The 24,210-nt window shown below is 57.1% G+C and carries 21 protein-coding genes, 1 tRNA gene and 2 rRNA genes; 4 read left to right on the top strand and 20 right to left on the bottom strand.

Going from position 1 to position 24,210, the window contains the following annotated elements; all coding sequences use genetic code 11:
* Positions 1-158: 158 nt before the first annotated feature.
* Genes A3H92_05725 through A3H92_05715 form a run of 3 tightly spaced genes read right to left on the bottom strand, consistent with a single transcriptional unit; the run spans position 159 to position 4,463 of the window.
* Entirely contained in the window at positions 159-1,484 is a 1,326-nt protein-coding gene (locus A3H92_05725; GenBank protein OHC75383.1) for a hypothetical protein, read from the bottom strand.
* A gap of 7 nt (positions 1,485-1,491) precedes the next feature.
* Entirely contained in the window at positions 1,492-2,775 is a 1,284-nt protein-coding gene (locus A3H92_05720; protein ID OHC75382.1) for a hypothetical protein, read from the bottom strand.
* Entirely contained in the window at positions 2,772-4,463 is a 1,692-nt protein-coding gene (locus tag A3H92_05715; GenBank protein OHC75381.1) for a hypothetical protein, read from the bottom strand. The genes A3H92_05720 and A3H92_05715 overlap by 4 nt, the downstream gene beginning before the upstream one ends.
* Before the next feature lie 207 nt (positions 4,464-4,670).
* On the opposite strand from A3H92_05715, the gene A3H92_05710 reads away from it, so the two are divergent.
* Together A3H92_05710 and A3H92_05705 are read left to right on the top strand one after the other, a co-directional pair.
* Positions 4,671-5,405, top strand: coding sequence for a hypothetical protein (locus tag A3H92_05710; protein ID OHC75387.1), 735 nt, complete (start codon positions 4,671-4,673; stop codon positions 5,403-5,405).
* A gap of 9 nt (positions 5,406-5,414) precedes the next feature.
* Positions 5,415-6,428, top strand: coding sequence for a kinase (locus A3H92_05705; protein OHC75380.1), 1,014 nt, complete (start codon positions 5,415-5,417; stop codon positions 6,426-6,428).
* A 13-nt stretch (positions 6,429-6,441) separates the two neighbouring features.
* On the opposite strand, the gene A3H92_05700 is transcribed toward A3H92_05705, so the two are convergent.
* From A3H92_05700 to A3H92_05650, 11 genes are all read right to left on the bottom strand, one after another.
* Entirely contained in the window at positions 6,442-7,431 is a 990-nt protein-coding gene (locus A3H92_05700) for a hypothetical protein (GenBank protein ID OHC75379.1), read from the bottom strand.
* 13 nt (positions 7,432-7,444) lie between these two features.
* The gene (locus tag A3H92_05695) at positions 7,445-8,383 is read right to left on the bottom strand and encodes a hypothetical protein (protein OHC75378.1); all 939 of its coding nucleotides are present in this window, start codon (positions 8,381-8,383) and stop codon (positions 7,445-7,447) included.
* The gene (locus tag A3H92_05690; protein ID OHC75386.1) at positions 8,380-9,552 is read right to left on the bottom strand and encodes a pyridoxamine 5-phosphate oxidase; all 1,173 of its coding nucleotides are present in this window, start codon (positions 9,550-9,552) and stop codon (positions 8,380-8,382) included. Before A3H92_05690 ends, A3H92_05695 begins: the two co-directional genes overlap by 4 nt.
* Positions 9,553-9,629: 77 nt before the next feature.
* Positions 9,630-11,411 carry a hypothetical protein gene (locus A3H92_05685; GenBank protein ID OHC75377.1) on the bottom strand — a complete coding sequence of 594 codons (1,782 nt, stop codon included), beginning with the start codon at positions 11,409-11,411 and terminating at the stop codon, positions 9,630-9,632.
* Complete coding sequence (locus A3H92_05680; GenBank protein ID OHC75376.1) at positions 11,408-12,400, bottom strand: hypothetical protein; 993 nt, start codon at positions 12,398-12,400, stop codon at positions 11,408-11,410. Before A3H92_05680 ends, A3H92_05685 begins: the two co-directional genes overlap by 4 nt.
* A 2-nt stretch (positions 12,401-12,402) precedes the next feature.
* Positions 12,403-13,161 (bottom strand): histidinol phosphate phosphatase, encoded by a 759-nt coding sequence (locus tag A3H92_05675; protein ID OHC75375.1) that lies wholly within the window; start codon positions 13,159-13,161, stop codon positions 12,403-12,405.
* Positions 13,162-13,188: 27 nt separating this feature from the next.
* The gene (locus tag A3H92_05670; GenBank protein OHC75374.1) at positions 13,189-14,166 is read right to left on the bottom strand and encodes a hypothetical protein; all 978 of its coding nucleotides are present in this window, start codon (positions 14,164-14,166) and stop codon (positions 13,189-13,191) included.
* The gene (locus tag A3H92_05665) at positions 14,163-16,133 is read right to left on the bottom strand and encodes a hypothetical protein (protein OHC75373.1); all 1,971 of its coding nucleotides are present in this window, start codon (positions 16,131-16,133) and stop codon (positions 14,163-14,165) included. Before A3H92_05665 ends, A3H92_05670 begins: the two co-directional genes overlap by 4 nt.
* Positions 16,120-17,190 carry an acetoin dehydrogenase gene (locus A3H92_05660; protein ID OHC75385.1) on the bottom strand — a complete coding sequence of 357 codons (1,071 nt, stop codon included), beginning with the start codon at positions 17,188-17,190 and terminating at the stop codon, positions 16,120-16,122. The genes A3H92_05665 and A3H92_05660 overlap by 14 nt, the downstream gene beginning before the upstream one ends.
* A complete protein-coding gene (locus A3H92_05655) occupies positions 17,174-18,109 on the bottom strand; it encodes an acetoin dehydrogenase (GenBank protein OHC75372.1) in 936 nt (311 codons plus the stop codon). Before A3H92_05655 ends, A3H92_05660 begins: the two co-directional genes overlap by 17 nt.
* Positions 18,110-18,161: 52 nt before the next feature.
* Positions 18,162-18,485, bottom strand: a complete 324-nt coding sequence (locus A3H92_05650; GenBank protein OHC75371.1) for a hypothetical protein — start codon at positions 18,483-18,485, stop codon at positions 18,162-18,164.
* Between the two features lie 713 nt (positions 18,486-19,198).
* On the opposite strand from A3H92_05650, the gene A3H92_05645 reads away from it, so the two are divergent.
* Complete coding sequence (locus A3H92_05645) at positions 19,199-19,585, top strand: hypothetical protein (protein ID OHC75370.1); 387 nt, start codon at positions 19,199-19,201, stop codon at positions 19,583-19,585.
* 70 nt (positions 19,586-19,655) lie between these two features.
* On the opposite strand, the gene A3H92_05640 is transcribed toward A3H92_05645, so the two are convergent.
* On the bottom strand, positions 19,656-20,780 hold the full coding sequence (locus A3H92_05640; GenBank protein OHC75369.1) for a cell filamentation protein Fic: 1,125 nt from the start codon (positions 20,778-20,780) through the stop codon (positions 19,656-19,658).
* Between the two features lie 177 nt (positions 20,781-20,957).
* On the opposite strand from A3H92_05640, the gene A3H92_05635 reads away from it, so the two are divergent.
* Positions 20,958-21,284, top strand: coding sequence for a hypothetical protein (locus A3H92_05635; GenBank protein OHC75384.1), 327 nt, complete (start codon positions 20,958-20,960; stop codon positions 21,282-21,284).
* Positions 21,285-21,312: 28 nt separating this feature from the next.
* Here A3H92_05635 and A3H92_05630 read toward each other — a convergent pair whose 3' ends face one another.
* The 5 genes from A3H92_05630 to A3H92_05610 form a co-directional block, all read right to left on the bottom strand.
* Complete coding sequence (locus A3H92_05630; GenBank protein OHC75368.1) at positions 21,313-22,557, bottom strand: hypothetical protein; 1,245 nt, start codon at positions 22,555-22,557, stop codon at positions 21,313-21,315.
* A gap of 15 nt (positions 22,558-22,572) precedes the next feature.
* A complete protein-coding gene (locus tag A3H92_05625; GenBank protein ID OHC75367.1) occupies positions 22,573-22,926 on the bottom strand; it encodes a hypothetical protein in 354 nt (117 codons plus the stop codon).
* A gap of 543 nt (positions 22,927-23,469) precedes the next feature.
* Positions 23,470-23,546: transfer RNA gene (locus tag A3H92_05620), tRNA-Met, on the bottom strand.
* An 86-nt stretch (positions 23,547-23,632) separates the two neighbouring features.
* Positions 23,633-23,747, bottom strand: a 5S ribosomal RNA gene (gene rrf, locus A3H92_05615).
* A gap of 92 nt (positions 23,748-23,839) precedes the next feature.
* Positions 23,840-24,210: ribosomal RNA gene (locus A3H92_05610) — 23S ribosomal RNA — on the bottom strand; the annotation flags it as partial.

Raw genomic sequence — 24,210 nt, 5'->3', positions numbered from 1 at the left:
AAATCCGACTACGTCAAATCGCTAAAACCGCCCGGCAAATCAAGGGCGTTCGGAGTTTTTAACAGGGGACTAATTACCCTTTCTTTTTCCACCGTGCGGCAGGCCCGCGACCTCGGCGCTCAACGGCGTTTGCGCCTTGCCGTTCTCTCAGAACGCATCTAAAAGCCGTTCAGGAAATCTATCTGCCACTTCATTTCATCCTTGGTGAGCGGAAAGCCCTTGCCGCCGGAAGCCCTAAGAATTTCCTTGGGGTGAATCCGGGCAAGTTTCTTCTGCAACTGCTCGGCCAGTTCCACGGACAGGCCGGCTTTCCATGTCATCGCCACGATCCCCTTTGCGCTCTGTATCTCTACGATCTTGTCAACCACGGCCGGGCGCATGCCGGAGAGCGCCGAGAGCGCCGCCTTCACAAATTCATTTTCACCCGCTTGCAGGGCGCCGGAAACTGCCGATTCATCAAGCTTTCCGGCCTGCTTAAGCTCCTTGGCGAACGCCGACGGCGAGACGCCGGGCGTCGATGACCGCCATACCTCATTTTCATTTGAATCGTTTTCCTTCTTCTTTTTCTTTTTCTCGCCTTTACCCGTCAGGTCGCCGCTTTCCAGGCGCCTGCGGACAACCGCCTTGACCTCCTCGGCGGTGGCAAGGTCGATATCCTTGCGCTCGGTCAGGATATCAAGAAGGTTATCGGCGACAAAGCGGGCCAACCGCGCCGCCGCTCCCGGAGGCAGCGTCGGGCGCTGAACCAGCGGCTTGTGCCACGAATCAAAATCAGGAGCCAAGCCGATAACATGATCCAATGTTTCCTCGCGTATCTGAGCGCTGGTATTGGACAGCAATTGGGCGATGGCGTCAGGATCATTAGCGGCAACGATGGCGTCAGCCAGAGGCTCGGCAACTCCGGAGCGCCTTGAAATGGCGCTCAACGCGCCATAGACCGGGTCGTTGGCGATGATTTCCAGCAAATCTTCGTCGCTGAGGACCGGCGAGTATTCCAGCACCGGCCCGCAGACGACCATCTCTACGTCCCTCGCCAGACGCCGGATGACCTTGGGCGGAGCGTTAGCGACATCTTTTAATGTTTCGGAAATTATTTGACGCACCATGACGGCCTGATCGCGGGCCAGAATCTCCAGCGCCTCATAGGTCATTTTGTGGACCTTGTCCTGCTCGTCGTCGGTCAGGCCCGGAGCAAGTTTGGCGATTTTTCCGGCGAGATCGGTGCGTACGCTCTCATCGCCGTCACGCGCCAACACCAGATCGGCATGGCGCGGCGTTATTTCGTTGGCGGCAATCTGCCGACGCACTTCCGGCGACGGGTCTTCCGCCATATAATAGAGGATTTCCGGTTTAATATCCCGACGGGAGGCCAATTCCCGGCGCACCGTAAGGTTCTCATGCCGCGCCAATTCCTTGGCTTCATCATAGCTGATGGGCTTGTCTTTTTTCAGTCCCTTGAACAGTCCCTTCAAAATTCCGGCCATCGGCGACTCATCCTTTTTTACCGCTCGGCAGGTTGCTGAAGAATTCGATCTGCCATGTCATCTCGTCCTCGCTGAGCGGATAAGCGTTCTCGTTCTGCGAGGTTATTACTTCCGACGGCATGATGCGGGCAATCCGTTGTTGCAGGTGAAACGCCAGCTTCATGGGAAGACCCGCCTTCCAGGCCAGGGATGTGACCCCCTTGGCGTTACGGGACGAGAAGACCTTCTGAACTACGCCCGGCGAAACGCCGCTGCGCACCGTCAGCGCCGCCAGAACGAAATCGTTATCGCTGGCGTGCATCGCCTTGGCGATGATCTTGTTGTCCAGCTTGCCGGTTTGATGCAACCGTTCCGCCATGGGAATCAGGGAATTGAAATTAGAGAAGTCCATGGGGTGGCCGGAATCAGTTCCCTTGGCCGCTCCTTCCTCGCCGAGTCGGTGAAGAACCACCGCCTTCACCGCTTCCAGCGTTTCCTTGTCCAGGTCGGCGCGCTGTTGCAGGACGCCAAGCAGGTTGTCGGCAAGGAACCGGGCCATGCGGGGGGCGGCGCTGGCCGGCAGCTTCGGACGGCTCACCAGGGGGGCGTGCCACGCATCTATCTCGGAAGCCCGGTCGATCAGGTTATCCAGAGTTTCCTCCCTGATCTGGGCGCTGTCGTTGGATAACAGATCGGCAATAGCGCTGATATCGTTGGCGCCCACGATAGCATCGGCCACTCCCTCGTTAACGCCGGAGCGCCGGGAGATGGCGTTGAGACCGCCCTTGGCCGGGCCGGTTTCGATAATCTCGATAAGGTCTTCGTCGGTAAGAACCGGCGAAAACTCCAGCACCGGGCCGGCGACTGCGGCCTCGGCGTCCAAAGCCAGCCGTTTGATTAATTCCGGCGGGACATTAGCGACATCTTTCAAGGTCTCGGAAAGAATCTGGCGTACGCGAACAGCCTGGTCGCGGGTCAGTATTTCCAGCGCCTCATGGGTCATCTGCCGCAGCTTGCTTTGTTCGTTGGCGCTCATGCCCGGCGCTACTTTGGCTATTTTCTCCGCCAGGCCGGTGCGGACTGCGCTATCTTCATCACGCGCCAGCAAAAGATCGGCATGACGCGGCGTGGCGGCGTTGGCGGCAATTTCACGCCGCACTTCCGCCGAGGCGTCTTCGGCCATGAAATAGAGAATTTCGGGGCTGATGTCTTTACGTGCCGCCAGGGCAAGGCGAACCTTGTGGTCCTCATGACGCGCCAATTCCTTGGCTTCGGCGTAAGTGATCGTTTTTTTATTGACGAGTTCGTTCACGACGGCTCTTTCTTTTTTGACGAATTGCTATCGGCGGATTCCGAACATGCGCCGGAAAAAGGCGCCATGCGAAAGCTTCCCTTGCCGTCACGTTTTACTGCGTACATCGCCTCATCGGCGCGGGCAAGAAGGGACTCAAGATTTTCATCCGATTCCGGGTCATACATGGCGATGCCGACCGATATTCCCAAGGGATGAGCGTCATCGCCCGAAAACTGTAAAAGCTTCTTGCTCGATTTCAATAGTGTTTCGACGCGGTTCAATACTACCTCTTCGCCTATTCCGTCCAGCCACATAGCAAATTCATCGCCGCCCAGACGCGATATCACGTCGCCGGGACGCGAGAAATCCAACAACAGGTCGCGCAGGTACAAAAGGACGGCGTCGCCGGCCTGGTGACCCTTCACGTCGTTGACCCTCTTGAAGCTGTCCAGATCGACGTAAAACAGAGCGGCGGTCTGCCTGTTTCGTTTAAGCCGCTCGATCCGCCTCGGAAGTTCTTCCTCGTAGAAGGCGCGCCTGTTCAGCAACCCGGTCAGGCCGTCGGTGCGCGAAAGCTTGAGGATTCGCTCGTGATTGGATATCTGCTCGTTGGCAATGCCGAGCTGATTGGCCACGTCGCTGATGAGTATGCGGCTGTCGTTATCCCAGGCTCCGTTTTTCGCTGTCTTCCACATCGTTATGGCGCCGTTGACGGACTGGCGGTAGTGGGTGGCCGCCGCCAACATCAACCACTTGCCTATTTTGTTCTCGATGATTTCGGTGTCGCCTTTAAGGCCATTCAGGTGTTGATTCAAGTCATCGACGCCTTCGCAGTTGCCGTAATCGGCGGCCATTATAAAAGCGCCGGCTTCGCCGAGGCGGTAAATGCCGCACCCGGCGGCGCCGAGAGCGCGGGCGGTCGCGGCAGCGGCGGTGGTCAGCATATTGGTAGGCTCCACCTCATCGCGAATGGTGCTGACGATATAGTTGAGAAGTTGTTCGCGGTGTCGGGCCTGGGTAAGCGCGGCCTCGCGTTCACGCTCCTCGGTAACATCCCGGCAGACTCCCCTGGCGCCGCGCCATTCACCGCTCTCTGTTTTAAGCGGCATACATGAAACAACGATACAGGCCGTCGATCCGTCGGCCCGGCGCATCCATATTTCCACGTTCTCAACCCGCTGTTCGCTTATAAACGGCAGGGGCGAGTATTCCTCGGGATTGATAACGAATTCCTCGGGTTTTCTCCCCACTATTCTTTCCGCCGGATAGCCGAGCGCGCCGCGAGGAGAAACAAAAGAATATTCCCCGTTGCTCCCGATTTCCCAGGAAAAATCACTGGATATTTCCACCAGATCCTTATAGCGCTGCCGCGATTCAATAAGCGTCGAGCGCAGATTGCGCTCCATGGTCAGGTCCTTGGCAAGGACCAGCAGCGATACTCCGCCCGGTTGCGGAACGACAGTCACCTCAAGAATAACCTGGCCTTTGGGGGCGGGCAGGGAAATCACGCCGACGGCGATCTGATCCCGTTCCGCCGCCTGCTCAATGACGGCGAGGATTTCCGGCGCCGCTTTGTGCGCCAGCAAAGCCTCAAGGCCGGCGCCTTTGGCGTTGCTGGCGATAACGGTACAATCCGGACGAACCAGAACCGCTGCGCCGGGATAGCCGTCCAATATCAGGATGTTATGCACTTCGTTGTTTTTCATGGCGTCGGCGGCGAGGCTCCCGTGCAGGATGCTGAATGGCCTTAAACTTTTTTATTGCCTTTACTCTATCCTCTTTTACGCATGCCCCGCTACCCCCTGAAATGATTAAAAAATTTCTTGTCAGGTCATTGTCATATTGCGTGGGCGCGATGGTTCAACGGAGCCGATTTTCCTTGCCCATCCATCATTTTGATGTCACAGAATTTCATGAGTTTGAATAGAAATTGTCTGAACAACATAGATGCGGTTATTCTGGCCGGCGGGCTGGGAACCCGCGTCAGCCATATCCTCAAGGACAAGCCGAAGGTACTTGCCCCCGTCGGCGGACGGCCGTTCCTTGACATCCTTCTTGAACGGCTTGCCGGGTTCGGCGCCCGCCGCGTCGTTTTGGGGCTTGGCCATCTGGCGGAAGCGGTGAACGCTCACCTGAAAGAATCATCCCCCGAAGGCATGGAGGTGATTACGGCGACCGAGCCTGCCCCCCTTGGGACAGCCGGCGCCGTGCGTTTCTTGATGAACCGCATCAAAAGCGATCCGGTTCTGGTCATGAACGGCGATAGTTTTGTCGGCGCCGATCTATGCGCCTTCGTTGCGTCCCATGCCGCCTCGGGGGCCGAGGCCTCGCTGCTGTGCGCCGAGGTGGATGATACGTCGCGTTTCGGACGAATCGATATAGACCCGGACGGACGGGTAAAGAGCTTCGCGGAGAAAACAGGCGCTCCTTCTCCCGGCATCATCAGCGCCGGGGTCTATCTGTTCAACGCCGCCATGCTGTCGCGTATTCGAATGTCAAGCGGACCGTCCCTGGAGCGCGACATCTTCCAGGCCATGGAGACACGCTCCCTCCACGCCATGACCGGCCGTTTCCCGTTCATCGACATCGGCGCCCCGGAAAGTCTGGATGCAGCATCAGATGTTGTCTTGTCATGCCTAAACGGGTAAGAGCAGCCGATGATTATCAGCCGCACCCCATTCAGAATTTCCCTTTTCGGCGGCGGGACCGATTACCCGGTCTGGTACAACCGGCACGGCGGGGCCGTTGTCGGCGCCACCATTGACAAGTATTGCTACGTCAACATACGCAAGCTGCCGCCGTTCTTCGAATATAAGCACCGCATTGTCTGGTCGCACATCGAATTGGTGAATGAAATCGGCGACATCCGGCACCCGGCGGTGCGCGCAATATTATCGGATTTGGGCGTCAGCGACGGGATGGAGGTCTCCTACAACGCCGACCTTCCCGCACGTTCAGGCCTGGGGTCCAGTTCCTCATTTATTGTTTGCCTGTTGAACGCGCTGTACGCCCTCAAGGGGAAAATGATTTCCAAGAAAAACCTAGCCGACGAAGCCATCCGCATCGAGCAGGAAGTTATGAGAGAAGCGGTCGGCAGCCAGGACCAGATATGGGCCTCATACGGGGGATTAAACCGCATCGACTTCCACGCCGACGGCTCCTTTGAGGTCGCTCCTCTCATTCTTTCCAGGGAACGCCGCCATGAAATACGCGGCTCGCTCATGCTGTTCTTCACAGGCTTCTCCCGCTACGCCTTCGAGATCGCCCAGAAAACAATAAACAACATGGACGCCCATGAGGCTCACCTCCATTCCATACGCCGCCTTGTCGATGACGCCATAGCCGTCCTGCACGGCCGGCAAGACCCCATAAACGACCTCGGAAAACTGCTGCACCAGTCATGGATGATGAAGCGGGAACTGGCCGACGGCATCACCACCCCTCAAATAGACGAAATCTATCAGGCCGGGATCGAGGCCGGCGCCACAGGCGGCAAGATTCTCGGCGCCGGCGGCGGCGGATTCATGCTTTTCGTGGTCAGGCCGGAGAAGCAGGCCGCCGTGCGTGAACGTCTGAAGGACCTGATCCACGTCAATTTCGACTTTGAAAGCGGCGGCAGCAAGATCGTGGTCTTCAATCCGGACGGCTCCGATGGGGTCACCGGCGCCTGATGCTGAACCCCTCCTAATCTCGCTCATCGGCCTCGCGGGCGGCGATGGCGCGGGTGTGTTCAAGCAAGTGTTCGACGCTCTCCTCGAAGCTGTATCTCGGCTTCCATCCGGTCTCTTTGGTGAATTTGCCGACATCGGGTATTTGCAGGGTGACATCGGCAGGGCGCAGCAGGGCCGGGTCCTGGCGGGAGGGGATTTTACACTTGGCCTTTTGCTTGAGCACATCCAGGAACTCGCCGACCTTGATCACCGTGTTGCCGCCGATGTTGTAAACCTCGCCGGGACGCCCTTTAACGGTGGCCAGCCAGTAGGATTCCATGGCGTCCCGCACGTCAATCAGAGTTCTTACCGATTCCAGGTTGCCGTGGCGCAGTTCCTTTTGTAGCCCCTGTTCTATGCGCGCCACCTGTAATGCGAAGGCGGTAGCGAACAAGTCGGAACGGCGCGGGTTGAGGTAGGCGAACATCCGGGTCCGCACCACTTTCATGTCGTAACTGCGGAAATAGGTGTAGCCGAGTAAATCCTGGCTCACCTTGGACACGGCATACGGACTGGACGGATTGATGGGACAGTCCTCGGTTATGGGAACGTTCTTCGGATCAACCTGTCCGTAGACTTCGGACGTGCTGCATATCTGAATGATCGGGTCGATCCCGACCAGCCTAACGGCTTCCAGCAGGTTGAGGGTTCCCATCACGTTGTTCTGGACGACCGCCAGCGGCGTAGTAAATGAAGCCCTGACATTGGCATGGGAGGCGATGTGGAAGATCAGATCGGGTTGAACCGCCTTCAGCGTCGAAAACACGGAGGAAAAATCATTAAGATCGCATTCATGGACCGTCACCTTGTCGGCAACGGCGCGCAGATTGCCGTTTGATGTCGTGCTGTGCCAGCGCGAAATGCCGTGCACCGCAATCTCCGGCCGGCTGTTGACGATGTACTCGGCCAGATAACTGCCGCCGGAACCGGTAATGCCTGTAATCAGCGCCGTTGAATAAGCCATTGCCCGCTTCCTGTCATAGATTTGAGTAAACGGTATCGCGGATCATGGCATATCCCTTGATCAACTCGGCAATCCCGTCGTCCAGGGAATAGCGCGGCTTGAAGCCTGTCCCCTCGATTCTTTCGTTGGACACGATGTAGTCACGTTTATCCGGGTCCTCGCCGATGGCGGCGTCCATGAAGATAAACTGGGGAATGTGCTTCTTGACCCTTTCGCACAATTCGCGCTTGGACAGGTTGGCGTCGGACAGGCCGACGTTGTAGGGCCGGCCTTTCATGGTTTCAAAATTATCGAGGCCATGGATAAAGGCGCGGGCGACGTCGCGCACATGGATATAGTTGCGTTTGAAGTGGCCCTCGAACAAGACCACCGTGCGGTCATAGACGGCGCGGTAGACAAAGTCATTGACCAGCAGATCAATGCGCATGCGCGGCGACATGCCGAACACGGTGGCCAGCCGGAAGCTGATGGCGTTCTCGCGCTCAAGGGCGCGGGCCTCTACCTCCACCTTGTGCCGCCCGTAGAGGGATACCGGGCGCAGCGGCGATTCCTCGGTGCAGCAGATTCCCTTCTCGCCTACTCCATAGCCGCTGTTGGTGATGGGAACCAGCACCCGCTGGTCGCGGGAAAGCATGTCATGCAACATCAACTGGGCGTCAAGGTTCAGGGTAGCGGCGCCGATCGGGTCCTTTCGGCAAAGCGGCGCCCCGACCAGGGCGGCCAGGGGAATGATGACATCGGCCCCGGCCACCAGCGGGGCCATCGTGTCCTTGATCCTGGCGTCCCCGTTGACCACATGAAAGCCGGGATCGGAGCACATATGGGACAGGCTGTTCTGCCTGTACATGAAATTGTCGAGCACCGTCACCTTGTGGCCCAGGGCAAGCATCTCGGGGACCATGATGGAGCCGAGATAACCGGCCCCTCCGGTGACTAAAATGGAATATGTCATTCGCAAACCTCATCCAGGACCTTGTGCAGACGCTCGATCTGGGGCCTGATGTCCCCCGGCTGGTTGCCGACAAAGAATCCCCGGTCATGGGCGATGTCGGCATTGGGCGTTCCGCCGCCGACCACATCATAGTCAAAATACTTCACGACGTCGTGGCGCAGGATATTGCCTCCGGTGATGATCCTGTGCTCGATTTCGTTCTTCTTGAGCGCCGCAAGCACCTTGTCCCGGTCAATGCCCGGACCCGGCTCAAGAATAATGGTAAAACAAAAAGATGAACTTTTACCGTTTTCCTTTTGTATCCTGAACCGTTCATCCCCGCCGAACAGTTCCTGGAAGAAAGCCAGATTGCGCCGTCGCCCCGCCGTCATTTCGGGCAGTTTCTTCAGTTGTTGCAGACCGACGGCGGCGTTCATTTCCATGGGGCGGACATTGTATCCGGGCAGAATGAACCGATACTCCTCGAAAAAATCACCGGCGCGACGCTCGTATATAGGAGAGTCGCCGGGCAAATCACGGGTCCACCCATGGGCGCGCAACGAGCGGGCCAGATGATAAAGCTCCGGATCATCGGTCAGAATCATTCCCCCTTCCATGGTCGAAATGTGATGGGAGAAGAAGAAGCTGAATGTAGCTACATCGCCGAAGGTTCCGGTCAGTCGGTCATCAAGCCGGGCGTCAAGAGATTCACAGTTGTCCTCGAAGAACCACAGGGAGTGCCGGTCGGCAAAACGACGCATGACGTCCAACGCGCATGGGTTGCCGAGAATGCTGACGCCGGTAATGGCGCGGGTCCTCGGCGTCAGGGCCTCTTCAAGCCGGCTTGTATCCATGCCCAGGTTGTCGATGTCCACATCGACGAAACGAAGTTTCAGTCCATACTGGTGCAGGGGGTAATAGGTGGTGCTCCACGAAACGGCGGGAACGATGACTTCATCGCCCCGCTTGAGCGGTCGCGCACTATGATGACAAAGGGCGGCGATGGCGATCAGATTGGCCGATGAACCGGAGTTGACCATCACCGCGTGCTTGCGCCCGTGGTAGGCGGCGAAGGCCTCCTCGAAGGCGGCGACGTTTCCGGCCATCGTGTAACGGCCGCTTCTGATGACTCCCTGGATGGCTTCGATTTCCTCTTCGCCCCAGGTATCGGCGATCATCGGATAGAAAATGGTCATACGTTCATCCGGCGCTACGTTTTTCCGTTATTTCTTGTTATAGAACAACCCGGTCGCTATATACAAACGCCCTACTTGTCGTCCCACCGTCTCCACGGCTCGTCCTTCCACAGAAATGACCGGGTATCTTCCCATGCGGGCGGAACCGATCCGGGCGGAAGCATTTTGGCGGTAACCTTGTCGAGAAAATCTTTCTCCATTTTACAGAAATGCTCAATAAGGTCCTTGACCTGCGGCATCTTATCCTCGGGAACGCAGAGGCTTCCTACATGCGGAGCGAATGTCGGCCAGAGCATTTTCCGGTTTACATCGTCAATCCAGAACCAGACGGCGAAAATAAATGTGAAAACGGCCAGCGACTTCCTGGCTGTCATCGAAGATTTCCGGGAAATCAGGATGATGTAGTAGACTGTAGTAGCCATCAACAATCCTTCTACATACATCCGGTAGAAGCTGTTGAAAACGTGATACCGCATGATCATCTCGATAAAAATCAGGCAAAGGATCAGGAATGATGCGCGCAGGCGGATGACGGTCCCGTATTTCCGCCAGACCACGCCGAGGGTGATCAAGCTCAAAAGATAAACGATGCTGGGCCGGCGGCAGACCCAGCAGAAGTTGAAGTAACTCTCGGAAAAAACCTTTGTAATAACGGTAGCCAGCTTGGAGGTGATTCCGGCGATCAAGGACATGCTCCCCGCGCTTTGCGCCATATCGCCTTCGGCGCCTGCAAATTTAAGCCCGGCCAAGAACCCTATATGGTTGGCCACCGAGACCGACTGAGCATGGGGGTCCGTCCCCAGCAACATGAACTGGGCACCGGCGAGACCAAGAATAATCGCCGCCCCTGCCGAGACCATGTCCGACGCCAATTGATCCTGCATCCGGCAAAAAATCACGATGCAGACGGCTATGTAGAGGATAATTGCGCCGTTATAGAAATAGGCGCCGGTCCCCATGGAGCCGATGAATGGACCAAGGAAGACATAGCCGGCTGCGGAAGCAAGCGCAACCAAGGCGCCTGCGGCGCCGATGCCGATAGGTCCGGGAGGCGCTTTTATGGCCGACGGGAAAGCCGAGAAAAAAAACAAGGGGAACAGCGGCAGGATCAAAACCATGGAGATCGATGAGACTTTTGAATACAGAGAAAACAAGGCGCAGAACGAACTAAGTCCGATAAACAGCAGCGACAAAGCGCGATCCGCCTTCTTTTTGACCGCCAAGAGAATGAACAGAATAGCCAGATAGGAAAAGAGCGCCGACGGCATCTCGCTGCGTAAATGGACCACATGATTATTGACGGACTGGGTTCCGGAAAACGCAAGCGCCGCCAGGAACCCGTAATACCGCGACCCTGTTATGATCTGGGCGATAAACATAAGACTGATGACGAGGGCGCTGGAAAGAATGAGGGTCAATGTGCGCGCCCAATACATCAACTCCTGGAAAACCGCATTGGAAGCCGGCGCCGGAGGAATAGAGTCAATGCTTATAATATCCAGCACGCCGACAAGGTCGAGCAACCGGTACCATTCAGCGAGAAGGTAAAACAGGCCATATCCGGTATAGGCGTATTCAATGCCCGCCCGCCCCTCGAAAACAAGTAGTGCTTCGTAGACGACCCGGACATCCCAGTCCGGCGCCCACATGAAATGACGGGTGGGGTCATGATAATAAAATAGGAATATGGGAACCGCGCTGACCAGAGCCGACCGAGCCAGAACGAAACGCCGTTTTGGGGAACGTGTCAGGGAGGCGATGCCTAAAATAAGCAGCCTCAGCAAAGGAAGCTTGCGGAGGAACCCGGAATCAGCACGCCTTTTTATGACCTCAGCGGGGCAGGACATAATCATAAACCTCTTGCCATGCGGGCGTTGTCCGCACACGATCTCTCGTACAGCCGGAGTTTCTCCGGATTGTTCTCCGCCGTTTCCACATACCAGGAAATAGTTTTTTCCAGACCCTCGCGGAACGGCGTGTAACGGAAGTTTGATAACCCTATAAAACGGGAATTATCCATGTTCTTGCGGAAGATGCCGCTTGGTTTGTTTTTGTCGAATTCGATGCGTCCTTTATCGATGCCCATGATGTCGGCGATCATAAAGGCGATCTCCTTGACGCTGTGTTCCTCGGTAGAGCCGATGTTAAGCACCTGAGGATCGTCGTAGTTATCGAGCGCCCACATATATATCCGGGCAATGTCGGAGGAGTAGGTGTACTCGCGAAGGGGGGCACCGTCTCCCCAAACGATGATTTTTGACTCCGCATTGCGATTCTCATAAAAGCGCCGGATCAGACCGGGCAGCATGGGGGCGTCGTTCTCATTGAAATTATCGTTCTCGCCGAAAATACCGCTGGGGATCAGTCCGATTACGGAAAGGCCGTACTCCTCGCGGTAGGAGCGAACGGCGGGTTCTATCAGCCGCTTGGCGAAGGCGTACCCGTAGTTGGATTCGTGAGCCTGGCCGTCGTGGATATTGTCCTCATTCAACGGCAGCGGCGCCTTTGCCGGATACATGCCGCCGGACAGGGTCATTATGGTCTTGTCAACGCCTGACCGGCGCGCTGCTTCGAGGACGCTGAAAATCATCAGCGTGTTATCCCGCATCAGGCTTGCTTGGCGCTTCATGCTTAATCCGATGCCGCCGCTTACCGCAGCCAGATGAATAATAGCGGCGGGATGCACGTCCTGAACATAGGTGATCGTCTGCTTAATGTCGGTGAGGTCGCATTCATTTGCCGAGGAAAAAATAAACCCGGTTTCAGCGTAATCATCCCGGATCGTCTTGAACGCCGATCCGGCGACGGCTGAACTTCCCGTCACCAGAATCTTTCTGTCCATGTCTAGGTTTCGTCCCTCTGCCTCTCCGACACATTGGGATCCCTGCCGGAAAAAATCTCCCGCAGGAATTGAAATAACACCGCTCCGCCCCACTTGAAAACCTTGAGCTTGCGCTCACCGCCGAGTCTTGCCGGTTCGGAAGCGGCGATCTCGCCGGCGCGACGCCTGTACTTGGCGGTCCTGGCGGAAATGAAAGGGTCCCAGCACAGCTCGCCCGGCGATATACCGAGCAGACGCTCTATCCAGTCGAAGTTTTTTTCGTCATAGGCGCCGATTTCCTTGACGTAATCACGGCGGTAAGCGCGGAAAATCCCCAATACGTCCGTGAACTTGCCGCCAAGAAAGATATTGACCGTCTTGGTGAAAAGCCAATTGCCGAAGCCGGTCACTATATCGTCATCATCGCTGTTGGCTTCATTCAAGTAACGCGAGGCGATTACCAAGTCGTACCCTTCTTTCATCTTTTCCACCAGTTCCGGGATTTTCTCCGGAATGCAGTTCCCGTCCGGGCTGAAGGTAATTACCACGTCGCTTTTGATCGAATCCCAGACTGACCTGTACCCGCCGCGAATGCCGGGTTTTTCCTGGAGATACAGATCGTATCCGTTCTCCCTGATCCACTCGACGGTGCCGTCGGTCGAACCGCCGTCGATGAAAAGAATACGATCGACCCATTCCCGCTTGACGCGGGGCATGATCGCGCGGCAGCCATCGATCTCGTTTAGGGTCAGGACGATCAGGGTTGTAGTTATTTCGGGCATGATTAACGAATGTGTGTAATGACCGAATTAGAGCGCGTCAAGGTTGATCAGAAGCGGCCCGGCCTCCGGGCGCTTTACGAAAAACGTATTGCCGGCGTAAATATCGCCGGCCCTCGTCAGGTCGTCTTCCGTCAGCGGGCCGAGGGCGGCAGCCTTGACGTTTTCATGGACTTCCTCGGGAGTCATGATTCCGGGAATGACCGAGGCGACGCCGTCATGGGACAGGCAGAAGCGCAGGGCGGCGCCGGCTATGGGAGCGGGCAACGCCTGTCCGAACAGGCGGCGGCCTTCACGCCAGCGCATGATCTGCTCTTCAGGCCAGCGGCTGCGGTGATCGGACTCATCGAATATTGCCTTTCCGTCAAGGCGATCCGAAAGGAACCCGAAGCACAACGGCGTACGGGCGATGATGGAACAACCGGCCTCTCTGACGACGCCCAGCACCCCGAGCGCCCGCTGGTCCATCAGGTTGAGATTGACCTGGAAGGCGTCCACGGGAAAGCGTTCAAGCAGGACAGGGCAATCCCCCGGCTCGCGCACGGAAACCCCTATGGCCCTGATCTTGCCCCGGCTTTTGAGGCGCTCCAGCGCGGCAAAGGCATCGTCCAGTCTGTCCGACGCCGGGTCAGGATTATGCAGCATAAGCATGTCCACATAATCCGTCCCAAGGCGTCTGAGACTGCCCTCCAGCGAAGCGATGACGGCGGCGGGGGAAAGATCGAGAGGCGCCCTATAATCCACGCATCCGGCCTTGGTGGAGATCACCACCCGGCTGCGGCATTGTGCGAACGCCTCGCCGATCAGCGACTCGCTTTTACCATAGACATTGGCGGTATCAAAGAAGGTGATGCCCTCGTCCAGGGCCGCCTTGAGGGCCGAGCGGGAAACGTCATCATCGGCATCGCCGTAAGAGGTGGCGCCGGGAGTCCGACCGCCGATGCCCCAGGCGCCGAAACCGATCTCGGAAACACGGATGCCGGTTTTTCCGATCTCGCGGTATTTCATAATTTGTTATCCAGCGGCTTGCACGGATACAGGTAGGCGCCCTTCTTGTTGCCGTACCACACCACATGACGCATCCACTCCTCCCACGATCCCCATGTCTCTTTCGAGCGGGGAATGCGGTAGACGCCCGGCGACTTGTCCACATGGCCGGCCTTGCCGAGAGCGGCATGGAAAGCGGGCAGGGCATAGTTCAGTTCAACCGTAATATCCTCGGTGAGGTTGGGCTGTTTCAGCAGCATCGAATTATAGCTCACCGCCTCGCGCAGCAGCGAACGCGGCGCCCTGTCGCCGATAATGCCGGCGAGAATGTCCTCGGATTCTTCGTAGAACCGACCCAGCTTGCCCTCAATTGAAATCCTGATGAAGGCGTATTCATCGGCCGGCCAGTAGATGCCGAGCCATTCTCCGCTGAAGACGTATTCAAGACCGCCCTTCTGTATCTTGCGCGCCTCGTCCTTGAAAAAACCGGCGATCTCTCCGATCAAGGGATAGCGCGAGCGGTCGGCGTGGACAAAGGCGGCGATCATGGCGGTGAACGGCGTCCCGGCGCAGTAGTGGCCGACCAGCAGGGGAACCTGAAGCAGCTTGTCAAAATGCAGGAAAGCGGCCATCCAGCTATAGGCGCGGGCGCGCCGCCAGGCGGCGGGGGGCATGGAAGCGGTAGCCACCGACAATTTCTGGGTCTCGTAAATGCCGTCCTCGTGATCGTCCCTGTGGCCGTGAACATTGATGCTGCGGCTTTCAACCACGACCATGCCGTACTTTTTCTGGTATTCGGGCGAACCCATCTCGGCGTTGGGCAGGATGGACAGGTTGTTGAACTGGATGCGGTTATGCTGTCCGTTCTCGATACAATGGCCGATGCCCTTGATGTAGCTCTTGTAGGTCTCGCCGGGCAGGCCCAGAATCAGGTCGGTATAGGTGACTACGCCGTCATCCATGAAGCGATGCTGCAACTCCTCGAAAGAGTCGAGATCGATGTTGTCGCGCTTGATTGCTTTAAGGGTCTTCTTGTCCAGAGACTGGAAGGACACGGTCACTCCCTTGTTGAGGCCGGCGTCGTTGAGAACTTTCTGGGTAAGATAGGCGCGCTCGGTGGCGTTCTTGGTGTTCTGTACGGAAAGGGCATGGGGATAGCCCAGGCGTTTCTTGTTGTCGGCCACATAACGCACGATGTCGATGTCGCGCTTGAGAATACCGAAATTGGCATCGCAACAGAAAATAAACTCGATTTTTTTATTGGAGAACCAGTCCGCCTCGGCCTTGATGCGCTCCATGTCAAAGACGGCGACCTTGCCGGAAACGGACGATCCCCAATCACAAAAGGTGCAGGAAAACGGACAGCCCCGGTTGGTCTCCCACATGGCGATCCAAATCTCGTTATCGCCCATGGCCTCCATCAGCGCATCGAAGGCGCCCGAAAGATATGGCGAGGGAATGGACGACAAATCCTTCAGCCGCGCCTCCGGCTTGGTGAAGATAAAGCGGCCTTCGCCGTCCAGATAGCTGACGCCTTTTATGCCGGGGTCTCTCCCCGGATAGGATTCAAGCAGTTGCAGAAATATCTGCTCGCCGGCCCCGTGCGCCGCCACGTCGATAAAGGGATTTTCGCGCAGAAAATCCTCGGCGCGGTCGGGAACATGCGGGCCGCCGAAAATGATCAGGCAATCCGGGTTTTGCTCCTTCAACCGTCTGGCGGTAGCCAGCGAAATATGGATGTTCCAAACGTAGACGCTGAACCCGGCGACATCCACGCCCTTCAAACTTTCGAGATTCCTGTCGATATGTCGGCGCTTGTAAACGGGCAGAATGAAATTATAGCGTGCGGGGTCAACGGCGTAAGCCTCGACATAAGCCTGCAACAGGCCGATGGTGTACGGCAGGTAACTCTGCCCGGAAAAACTGTTGTTGATCTGGACAAGGCCGACGCGAACCGGAGAACGACCGTTCACGCTAAAAAGGTCCACGGAACTTGAGTTGATAGGCCATCTCGGCATGCCCGGCGTCCGGCTCCCAGACGGCGGCATCAGGACGGACCATTCGGTGAATGCGGGACGCGATGGTTACCGGCGTCGGATAAAAGCCCTTCTCAAGGGCCGAGGTGGTGGGGCATGTGGTCGGCGCAAAGCCCATCCTGGATACCATGATGGGCCGCTCGCCGCCCAGTCGCTCGGCGACTCCGGCAAGAATCTCGGCGCTTGCCCCCGTCGATGTCCAGGCGTTATCGACCACCAGCAGCCGCCCGGTTTTGCGCACGGACTTTGTGATCGCATCCATGTCCAGCGGCGCCAGGGAAATGGGATCGATGACCTCGGCGGAAATGCCGATTTCGGCCAGCAGCTCCTGAGCGCGCAGGCTTTCCACCAGCATGTTGGAAATGCCGACGACGGTGATGTCGTCACCCGGCCTGACGATACGCGCCTTGCCGAACTCTACCGTGTAAGACTCCTCCGGCACGAAAGCATCGGTATAGTACAACATACGATGCTCGACGAAAATAACCGGGTTGTTGTCGCGGATGGCGGCGATCATGCAGCCCTTGGCGTCGTAAGCGTTGGACGGCGCCACCACCTTGAGTCCGGGGACATGCATGAACATGCCGTGCAGGGCCTGGGAGTGCTGGGCGCCCTGCCCCCATGACTTGCCGATGATGGCGCGCACCACCATCGGCGCCTTGAGTTGACCATTGTACATATAATGAGCCTTGGCCGACATGTTGACCAACTGGTTCATGCACAGCATCAGGAAATCCATGCGAATGTGTACATGGATGGGACGCAGCCCCGCCATGGCGGCGCCGGTGGCGATACCGGTAACGGCGTCTTCGGACAACGGCGACTCGATTACCCGGTCGGGGCCGAAGCGTTGGACCAGCCCCCTGGTAGACCCCAGAATAGCCTTGTGGTCGGTAACATTGAGGCCGATGACGAAGACGCTTTCATCGCGCTCCATCTCCATGGCCACGGCTTCGCATAAGGCGTCGCCATAACTCAGTATTCTTCCGCTTTCAATCGGCGAAGACATGGGCATACAACTGTTCGGGTTCAGGCCAGGGTCCGGCGTCGGCGAATTGAACGGCGTCGGCGATCATCTCCTCGATCCCGGCGTCAATGGTCCGGCGACGGCCCTGATCCAGCATGGCGCCGACAACCTCCATCTGGTCTTTGGCCTGCCATGCCTCAAGAGCGGCGCGCTCGCGGTAGCCGTCATTATAATCCTCGTTAGGCCCCACATGTTCGCGCCAGCGGTAGGCGGCGCACTCCATGAAGGCGGGTCCGTTGCCGGCGCGGATATATCCCACCAGTTCCTCCGCCGCTTTGCGGATGGAAAAGACATTGCCGTCGGCAACATGCCGCGCCGGGATGCCGAAGGTCTCCACCCGCCTGCTCAACGCTTCGTTGGCCCAGCGTTCCTCGATGCGGGCGTGGATGGCGTAGCCGTTGTTCTCGCAGACGAACAGGACGGGAATCTTGTGCAAGGAGGCGAAGTTCAGACTTTCGGAGAAAACCCCTTCTTCCGAGGCGCCGTCGCCGAAGAAACACACAACTATCCGCCCCCTGCCCTCTCTCTTCAAAGCCATGGCGTATCCCACCGAGACCGGGATTGTGGTGGCGACCACGGCGGACATGCCGAGCACATTGCGTTCCATGTCGATCAGGTGCATGGAGCCGGCCTTGCCGCCGGCGCAGCCGTTCGCCTTGCCGTACATCTCGGCCATGAAGCGCCTAAGGTCGCCGCCCTTGGCGATATAGGCGGCGTGTCCCCGATAGGTGGCGGACACCACGTCATCGTCGCCGACTGCTCCGATAACGCCGACCGAGACGAATTCCTGGCCGATGGACAGATGAATGGGGCTTTTGATCACGTCGGACGGGTAGAGACGCGCCACCTCTTCCTCGGTGCGCCGGATCAGCCTGAGCGAACGGTAAATGTCTTCAACCATTCCCGTTGTATACAAGCTTCTCCGAGGAGACGAAAGGGGGCGGATAGCCCCTTCACACTCCGAGCCACTTGATGATTCCCAGCATGTTGATCACGGTGGCGGCGCCCTGCATTACCAAAAGACTGACTTCCCTCTGCGCCCACGCAACCAGGCCCCACAGCACGGACGAGACCAAAAACAACATGAACCCGTGGGCGACGACCCCGATGTTCATGGCGATAATCAACGCTCCGCCGATGCCGGCGACAGTGCCGACCCATTTCATGACGGACAGGAGGCGGGCGTACCGTTGCCGCACCGACAATAAATGTTGCGTCATCTTCTTTTCTGCCCTTTTGCGCTGTTTATGCCTGTATCCGCCGTCCTGCGCCGCCATGCCGTAACGCCACAGGCGAGACGCTTTTTTTCTGACGATGCTTTATCATGGAACCACAGGCAAACACAGATAAGAGTCTTCCGCTCAAAGCTTTCCCGGATCGCCCATGGTGAGAACGCGGCGGATTTCATCGGTTTTGAAGCCCAGCGCCATCGGACGGCGCACCCCCGGCAACGCCGCCGAAATTTGCGCCCGCGCATACGACAACCCATGTGTTCACGCGAAGATGCGAAGTAATTCTAATCATGGGCGATCCGCCGAACGCCCTCTGTTTTCTTGCCTTCGCGTCTTCGCGCCTTCGCGTGAAACAGGACTGAACAGGTATTCATCCGTGGCCGAAAATTCCTCGTCCCTGCATCAGATCGTGATGAAATCGGTGGTGACGAGCTGTTGGTTCTCGACCACGGAAACCAGGGTAAACTCGTCAGCCGTGACGTTATCAACCGTCGCATCGGTTGCCCATGACAGGGATGTGTCAGTTGCCCCCATATCGTTAACGGCGGCGGCCAGAGTATCCAGCAGGCTGAACTTGTCGCCGCCGGAAACAAAGTCGGTAATTCTGTCATAGCCGGTATTAGCCCCGGCTACTGGCGGCGGCGGCGAATGTCGCCTATATGATCAGGGCTAAGACTCATTAAATCCATGAATTCCGCACGAAGCGGAAAAGGCGGCCCGGCGCTTCGGGCGCGTCAAAAAGGAGGCGGACGGACGGCATGATCTATAAAGTCCTCGCCGATGCCGTCTTATGGGGGCATCTTTTTTTTATTCTTTTCGTCGTGTTCGGCGGATTGTTTGTATTCCGCCGGCCGAAAGCGGCATGGGTTCACGTCCCCGCATTCCTGTGGGGAGGAATCATTGAGATCGGCGGCTGGGTTTGTCCGTTGACCTACCTGGAAAACGACCTCCGCCTGCGGGGCGCTGCGGCGGGATACAAAACCAGCTTCGTAGAAAATTATATTTTGCCCCTGATCTATCCCGATCTTCTGTTTTCCGGAAATTTCCCGCAAAGCGGTTTCATCTGGATCGGATTATTTGTCCTGACCCTGAACGGCGTCATTTATTGGCGGATCATAAGAAATTTTCGCAAAACAACCCGTTAGGGCCACAGGGGCATGAGGTTGTTGCCGCCCTGCCGGGGCCGGTGGTCAGAAACCGGCGGGAGCAGTATGGTTAATCGTCAGACGGCAGTTCCGCCTCGAACCCTGCCGCGCCGTAGGAGGTACGCCTGCCGCCGCCGTGATTGCGGACCAGAAGCCCACGCGACAGCAGGTCGTTGATGTCGCGGTTCGCGGTATCGACCGAGCATTTGCCGAGCGCCGCCCATTTGCGGGCGGTGAGGTTGCCCTCGAAGCCGTCCATGAAGCGGTTAAGGATCGTCTTCTGACGCGCCGAAAGGGGTTCCTCGGCAAAGCGCCGCCGGAACTCGGCCTTGTTGAGCACGGCGCGGCTCTTTTCTTCGGCTGCGTCGATGGCGCTGCCGAAGCAGGCCACGAACCATGTAAGCCATTCGGTGATGTCGATGGTTCTTTTCTGTGTGTGCTCCAAGACCTCGTAATAGCGGCTGCGCTCGCGTTGGATCTGAGCCGAGACGCTGTAAAAGCGCTGCCCGGCGCCTTCCATCTGCGCCAATGCCAGATCGGCGATGGCGCGCGCCATGCGGCCATTGCCGTCATCGAACGGATGAATGGTGACGAACCACAGATGCGCGATGCCGCTGCGCAAAAGGCCATCCAGCGGCGGCGGATCGTTAAACCAGGCCAGAAACCGTTTCATCTCAGCCTTGAGGCGTTTCGCCGGCGGCGCTTCGTAATGCACTTTCTGACGACCCAAGGGACCGGACACCACCTGCATGGGACCGTCCTTGTCGGTGCGCCAAGCGCCGACGGTAATCTTGCGAAGGCCCGAATAGCCGGTGGGAAGCAAGGCGGCATTCCAGGCGAACAGCCGCTCCGCCGTCAGCGGCCTGGCGTGGTTGTGCATGGCGTCCAACATCATCTCGACCAGACCATCGACCTTGCGGTCGGATGGGGCAAGCCCGGCGTCGGGCAGACCGAGGCGGCGCGCCACTGAGGACCTTACGCCGGCAAGATCAAGTTTTTCGCCTTCGATCTCGGAAGTTCGAATCACATCCTCGACGGTCGCTTGCAACTCGGCTTGACGCTGGAGATCGAAGCCGAGGCGCTTCATCTGGCCCAGCAGCCGTCCTTGTTTGTGACGGGCCTCGGCCAGCGGAGACAAGAGAACTTCAGCGTCCCAGCGAAACATGGGCCAGTCGTCTGTCTGCCAAATGTACATGATTGTTCTCCGCAAATTATGCGGCGAACATACGCCAATTCGCCGCATCCGGCAACCGGTTTATCCGCATTATATGCGGAGAAACGACGGCCTTTCGCCGCACAGCTTTTTGAACGGGGAGTTTTCCATCCCATGCCCACCCGCCGCGAACAAATTCTCGCCGCCTTGCCGGCAAGGATGCAGACGGTCCCGTCCGCCGCCATCAAGCGCGAGGAGCCGCTGCCGGAGAAGGCGCCTTCCGCCGGGCTGGTCGGCAGCCTCTTTGGCATCGCCGCCTTAGCCGCCGCCGAGGGTGAGATTGCTACCCGATGCGTGTTCGAGTTGCCCAAGGCTCCGGCTGCCGTCATCGGCGTCGGCAACCGCGTCGCCTGGGACGGCACGGCCAAGCAGGTGGTGTTGCCGGGAGTCGGGCTGTGTATGATCGGCGTTGCTGTTGCCACCGCCGGGAACGGAACGACCACGGTGCGCGTTAGGCTTGACGGGGTGGCGACTGAGGTGGCGTAACTTGCATGATGTTTCAGGTGGGCAAGGGCTACTCCCTCGCCCCCTTTGGAATATTGAAAGCCTGCACTGCGAGGTAAATGTCTCGGTCCAGGTCGTGTTTTTGCCGGAACAAATATCGTGCGTGGGTATCGCTGACCTTCCGTAACTCCCTTTTGAAGTTTGTATGCTGTGATATTGAGGCGCCAATACCCGTCAGAACATTACTAAAATCCGCATTCTTGCTGAAAAGGAGAAGGGCGGCCTTGGTATCCCTCCATGTCAGGTAGCTGAGTATTTGATCGATAGCTGCGTGAAACGCCTTTACCCCCTGCCAAAATTTGCACTCGGCAATGAAAGCATTTTTACCGTCCGCTCGAATTAAGATATCGGTTTTTCCTTGGGCATTAAACGTCTCGCCGGTGGCGTCGCCTTCATAGTGCCCGTTAAGATTCACAAGAATTATATCCCGTATTTGTTCCTCGCCCATATTAACGAACGTGGTTGGGCTACGCTCGATGCTCTGCGACAGACGGTCGATAACGGTGAGGATAAAGTCGTATTCTGCGTCCGGTAGCGCTGGTTCCGGCTTGAACGCTTCCCTCGGCGTCGTAGGCAACACGATTGGCCGCTTCTTCCTAACTGCTGGAACTGAAACGCTGCTGGCCAAGTCGGCTCTCCTTTTCACCGGCAAACCAAGTGCGCTCACCATGTTGGCTTGTTCCAATATGCGACGCTTACGGTCCCCTACACACCGCTCGGCCACCTTCCAAACACAGGCATTCCAGGTGTCACAATCGTTTTTTATCCACGTCAATGACTCCTCAATTTGGCCCACAGTGGCATCGATATTCTGACGGGTTAGTTTAGGGTCGAGCTTTACATCCTGGAGGGTGATTTGAACACTCGATCCAGAGACGCGACCGCGTGGTGGACTGGATGAATAAGTTGATGCCTGAAATCCAAATAGATCGGCCTCCCCTTCGAAAGGAATAGCTACTGTTACATAGGAACCGGGAACATGGCACGGGCCGTCTCGGGCGCGAACATCGTATTCCCAGTGGTCGCTGACATCTATCTTGGTCTCGCCCTCGCTATCAATGTGCATTTGATCCCGAAGAAGCCGAGGCGGATCAAGCGTGAATTTTTCTACCAGATATCCGATCAAGTCCGGTTCGCTTGCCGCCAGAACCTTATTACGTTCCCAGCGCTCAACCTCATTTCGAATCTCGGCTTTGTACCCGCAGATCAGGGCACCAAGATCCTTCCCGTAAAACAACAGATCGCTTCTAGACAAAGGGCACCTCACATCTCATCTGAAGAAGACCCCCAAGCCAGAACCCCATCGGTCGGGAACTACAGCCGCGATTTCCCTCGCCGCCGCCCTCGTTCGATGAACGGAATTCAGCGGCGGATTGTACCCTGCAATCAGACTTTGTTCGATTTGCAATCGTAGCCATTCGCCTTCATTGATAGTCACGCAATGAAGACGATCCGACAACCGCACAATTTGCGGATCGTCCCGCTCATGCTCCCGGATGCGTCGACCGACACCGTCCGACTGTCCGACATAGACCGCATAATAGGTATTGTTGATTAAGCGGCTGTAAATATACACGCCCGCGAAGTCACTAAGGGGCTGGGACAGCGACCAAATGTTAAACATCCTTCCTCCCCAGGCACATGTGCCCAAGGGCTAAATACGTCGGGGGTGCGGCGAAAAGACCAAACATGGGTAACCTCATTCACAATGGGACTGCGGCCATTAAACTCACCGCCGCCAGCACGAACACAATTTGTAGTGTCAGCATACAGGCAAACATTCTAAATATAGCTTGATCTTAATGTGTGTCAAGAAAAAAGAATATTTAGCGAACATCCCCCTTCCCGTGTCGCATCCGTGTTGCACGGAATCGCCGGTATCGGCGGTAAGCCTTTGTAATTGCGTGGTTTCGCGTTGCGTTCTTTTGCAACACGGGACGGAGAATCAAAAACCCCGTAACCATTTGAGATTACGGGGTTAATTTGGTTGCGGGGAGAGGATTAGTCAAAAACAGGCTTGGGCCTGTTTTTGATCCTCGGCTTTCGCCTCGGACCGCGCCGAAAGGCGCGTCCCTCGGACGCTTCGCGTCCTCGCGAACCTGTGACGCTCATTCACCCCGTCCACGCCGACCAAACAAAAAGGGTCCCATGAGGGACCCTTTTTGTTTGGTTGCGGGGAGAGGATTTGAACCTCTGACCTTCAGGTTATGAGCCTGACGAGCTACCGGGCTGCTCCACCCCGCGCCAAAGTCCGACGACTCGCGCCGCCGGTTAGATCGCCGTGGAATTATGAAAAGGTTTTTGAGCGCAATCTAAAGTCCGCTTTGAAGACCTGGCAGCGACCTACTCTCCCGCGCCTTAAGACGAAGTACCATCGGCGCTGAGGGGTTTCACTTCCGAGTTCGGGATGGAATCGGGTGGGTCACCCTCGCCATAACCACCAGGTCATCAAAACGGACTCTACCTGCATTTTTAACTAACTGTGTTTTTTCGTAAGTTGTCTTGTATTCCATTGTTTGAGCTTGTCCATACGCACAAGCGCAATCTAAAGCCTATCGAGCAATTAGTACTGGTAAGCTTCACGTGTTGCCACGCTTCCACACCCAGCCTATCAACGTGGTGGTCTTCCACGGCTCTCAAGGGAGACCTTGTTTTGAGGGAGGCTTCCCGCTTAGATGCTTTCAGCGGTTATCCCGTCCGTACATAGCTACCCAGCAATGCCGCTGGCGCGACAACTGGTCCACCAGAGGTTCGTCCACCCCGGTCCTCTCGTACTAGGGGCAGCTCCTCGCAAATCTCCTACACCCACGGAAGATAGGGACCGAACTGTCTCACGACGTTCTAAACCCAGCTCACGTACCACTTTAATCGGCGAACAGCCGAACCCTTGGGACCTGCTCCAGCCCCA

The sequence above is a fragment of the Rhodospirillales bacterium RIFCSPLOWO2_02_FULL_58_16 genome (assembly GCA_001830425.1).
In the GTDB taxonomy this organism is placed as follows: Bacteria; Pseudomonadota; Alphaproteobacteria; order Rhodospirillales; family 2-02-FULL-58-16; genus 2-02-FULL-58-16.
The sequence above is the reverse complement of the archived record's forward strand: the minus strand, read 5'-3'. Positions and strand labels throughout refer to the sequence as shown.

Excerpts from the sequence above, each read along its gene's own strand:
- A3H92_05725 (OHC75383.1), bottom strand. The coding sequence starts at position 1,484 with ATGGCCGGAATTTTGAAGGGACTGTTCAAGGGACTGAAAAAAGACAAG.
- A3H92_05715 (OHC75381.1), bottom strand. The coding sequence starts at position 4,463 with ATGAAAAACAACGAAGTGCATAACATCCTGATATTGGACGGCTATCCC.
- A3H92_05710 (OHC75387.1), top strand. The coding sequence starts at position 4,671 with ATGAGTTTGAATAGAAATTGTCTGAACAACATAGATGCGGTTATTCTG.
- A3H92_05705 (OHC75380.1), top strand. The coding sequence starts at position 5,415 with ATGATTATCAGCCGCACCCCATTCAGAATTTCCCTTTTCGGCGGCGGG.
- A3H92_05700 (OHC75379.1), bottom strand. The coding sequence starts at position 7,431 with ATGGCTTATTCAACGGCGCTGATTACAGGCATTACCGGTTCCGGCGGC.
- A3H92_05695 (OHC75378.1), bottom strand. The coding sequence starts at position 8,383 with ATGACATATTCCATTTTAGTCACCGGAGGGGCCGGTTATCTCGGCTCC.
- A3H92_05685 (OHC75377.1), bottom strand. The coding sequence starts at position 11,411 with ATGATTATGTCCTGCCCCGCTGAGGTCATAAAAAGGCGTGCTGATTCC.
- A3H92_05680 (OHC75376.1), bottom strand. The coding sequence starts at position 12,400 with ATGGACAGAAAGATTCTGGTGACGGGAAGTTCAGCCGTCGCCGGATCG.
- A3H92_05675 (OHC75375.1), bottom strand. The coding sequence starts at position 13,161 with ATGCCCGAAATAACTACAACCCTGATCGTCCTGACCCTAAACGAGATC.
- A3H92_05670 (OHC75374.1), bottom strand. The coding sequence starts at position 14,166 with ATGAAATACCGCGAGATCGGAAAAACCGGCATCCGTGTTTCCGAGATC.
- A3H92_05660 (OHC75385.1), bottom strand. The coding sequence starts at position 17,190 with ATGTCTTCGCCGATTGAAAGCGGAAGAATACTGAGTTATGGCGACGCC.
- A3H92_05655 (OHC75372.1), bottom strand. The coding sequence starts at position 18,109 with ATGGTTGAAGACATTTACCGTTCGCTCAGGCTGATCCGGCGCACCGAG.
- A3H92_05650 (OHC75371.1), bottom strand. The coding sequence starts at position 18,485 with ATGGCGGCGCAGGACGGCGGATACAGGCATAAACAGCGCAAAAGGGCA.
- A3H92_05645 (OHC75370.1), top strand. The coding sequence starts at position 19,199 with ATGATCTATAAAGTCCTCGCCGATGCCGTCTTATGGGGGCATCTTTTT.
- A3H92_05640 (OHC75369.1), bottom strand. The coding sequence starts at position 20,780 with ATGTACATTTGGCAGACAGACGACTGGCCCATGTTTCGCTGGGACGCT.
- A3H92_05635 (OHC75384.1), top strand. The coding sequence starts at position 20,958 with ATGCAGACGGTCCCGTCCGCCGCCATCAAGCGCGAGGAGCCGCTGCCG.
- A3H92_05625 (OHC75367.1), bottom strand. The coding sequence starts at position 22,926 with ATGTTTAACATTTGGTCGCTGTCCCAGCCCCTTAGTGACTTCGCGGGC.